The 1,359-nt window shown below is 52.3% G+C and carries 2 protein-coding genes; one reads left to right on the top strand and one right to left on the bottom strand.

Features of this window, described 5'->3' with window-relative positions; genetic code table 11:
* Positions 1–59 precede the first annotated feature (59 nt).
* Positions 60–794, bottom strand: a complete 735-nt coding sequence (locus tag I5W_RS12505) for a LysR substrate-binding domain-containing protein (RefSeq protein ID WP_252717005.1) — start codon at positions 792–794, stop codon at positions 60–62.
* 106 nt (positions 795–900) lie between these two features.
* Here I5W_RS12505 and I5W_RS12500 point away from each other — a divergent pair.
* The coding region (locus I5W_RS12500; RefSeq protein WP_044529469.1) for an SDR family NAD(P)-dependent oxidoreductase at positions 901–1,359 on the top strand (459 nt) is incomplete at its 3' end.

Genomic DNA, 1,359 nt, shown 5'->3' with positions numbered 1-1,359 from the left:
GGATGGTAAGTCAGAAAAGAGTCGAATCAATTTCCCGGCAGCAATATCCTGCTTCACTATCATCTCGGGTTGGAAATGATACCGAGGCCCGCGAGCGCGGCTTCACGCAGAGCGATACCACTGCCACTGATATCGAGTCGACCTGGTACGCGCACGATTTCCTCAGAATCATCCACGAGGTTGAAACGCCAATCACGTTTCACGCCGCTGGCAAAACCGATCGCAATACACTGATGCTTTTCCAAATCCTTTGGCGTTGCAGGCATTCCATGTCGCTCAAGATACTCAGGCGATGCGCAAGCAACGAGCGACGAATGCCCTAGCGGCCGTGCGATGAGATTGGAATCAGGAAGGATACCGATACGGATTGCTGCTTCAAAGCCTTCATCGGCAAGATCGACAAATCGATCGCTGAGCGCCAACTCCACTTGTACATCTGAATTGGCATCAAGATACTCTCCTATCGCCGGTACGAGGAGCATCGTTCCATACATCACTGGCACGCTTACACGCAAGCGGCCTCGTGGCCGTTCGCGTACATCACGGGCATCGGCTTCCGCTGCCTGAACTTGCGCCAAAATGTTCACGCACTGTTCATAGTAATTGCGCCCTGTTTCGGTCAGGCTTTGTCGGCGGGTGGTGCGGTTAAGCAACCGCGCCCCAAGCAGCTCTTCCAGCGCTCGGATGTGATTGCCGACCATGGTTGCGGTCATCCCGCTACCTTCCGCCGCCGCAGAAAAACTGCCACGTTCGACCACCCTCGTGAATATCGTCATGCTAACGAAACGATCCATTAACAACCCTCAATTATTAATGAAATAATAAAATCATAGTTTATTAAACAAATCGATGTAATCACAATTCCCATTGCGCCGTCTTGGCGACTTACAGGGAGTTGATATGAAACTGCAAAATAAAAAAGTCCTCATCGTAGGAGGAACGTCTGGCATCGGTTTTGCAACTGCACAAGCAGCACTCATGCAAGGTGCAGAAGTCGTTGTGTCATCTTCAAAGAAGGAGAAGGTCGAAGCAGCCATTGCTGCCTTGGGGACGGGTGCAAGCGGAGTAGTATCGGACGTGAACAGTGCCAGCTCCTTGGAATCCTTGTTTGAGGAAACCGGACATTTCGACCATCTCGTTTATACGGCCGGCGAAAGCCTGCTGTTCGGCAATCTGGAGAGTATTGAAATGGTCGCCATACGCGATGCATTCAACGTGCGTGTGTTCGGTGCAATTGCTGCGGTCAAGGCAGCTCTTCACTATATACGTCCAGGAGGTTCGGTCGTGCTGACCAGTGGCATCGCCGGTGCGCGAGCGCCCAAAGGCTTGTCCATCGGTGCCAGCATTGTAGCGCAAGGA

Origin of the sequence: Herbaspirillum sp. B65 (assembly GCF_000333555.1) — a bacterium.
GTDB lineage: Bacteria > Pseudomonadota > Gammaproteobacteria > Burkholderiales > Burkholderiaceae_D > Herbaspirillum > Herbaspirillum rubrisubalbicans.
The sequence above is the reverse complement of the archived record's forward strand: the minus strand, read 5'-3'. Positions and strand labels throughout refer to the sequence as shown.

Bases quoted from the DNA above. Each gene is read 5' to 3' on its own strand.
- I5W_RS12505 (WP_252717005.1), bottom strand. From the start codon at position 794: ATGGATCGTTTCGTTAGCATGACGATATTCACGAGGGTGGTCGAACGT.